Genomic DNA, 692 nt, shown 5'->3' on the forward strand with positions numbered 1-692 from the left:
CTTCCTTACAAGTTCATTTTTTGAACTAAATAAGAAACCATTAATATTATTTTTTACCATTTCTGAATTTCCGCCAACATCAGTGGCTAAAACTGGTAATCCATAAGCCATAGCTTCGATAATACTAATTGGTAATCCTTCATAATGCGTAGATAAAACAAAAATATCTTTCTTTTCAAGAACCTTATTTATGTCTTCTCTGAATCCTATAAATTTTACATTACTTTCTAAATTAAACTTGGAAACCAATCGCTGATTTTGCTGTAAGGTTTCGCCAGCCCCAACAAAGGTTAACTGATATTTATCTGATGGTAATTCTTTCACTGCTCTAATAAGAGTTTCTTGATCCTTCTGTTTAGAGAATCTAGCAACCATTACTAATTGAATCGGAGAAATAATAGGTCTACGAATTCCTTCTCTTTTTGGTTCGGTAGTTCCATTATGAATGACTATAACATTGTCATTCGGACCTAATACATTTTCTCGACGTCCTATAGCTTCATCATACTTAGAAACACATATAAATAAATCAGTGAAATTACTTACTATTTTCTCTATAAAACTATAAAGCCTTTTTTTAAAGCAGAAGGAATCCCATCAGTAAAGGACCAACCATGCACAGTAAATATAACTTTAAATTTTTTATTTGCTATACTTTGACACGCTAGGCGCCCAATAACACCAGCCTTTGA

The 692-nt window shown here is 32.1% G+C and carries 1 protein-coding gene; it reads right to left on the bottom strand.

Features of this window, described 5'->3' with window-relative positions:
* Positions 1-558 (bottom strand): glycosyltransferase (locus HMPREF0549_RS09415; protein ID WP_373878838.1); only part of this gene is annotated, 558 nt, incomplete at its 3' end.
* Between the last annotated feature and the right edge of the window lie 134 nt (positions 559-692).

Source organism: Limosilactobacillus vaginalis DSM 5837 = ATCC 49540, from assembly GCF_000159435.1.
Classification (GTDB): Bacteria; Bacillota; Bacilli; order Lactobacillales; family Lactobacillaceae; genus Limosilactobacillus; species Limosilactobacillus vaginalis.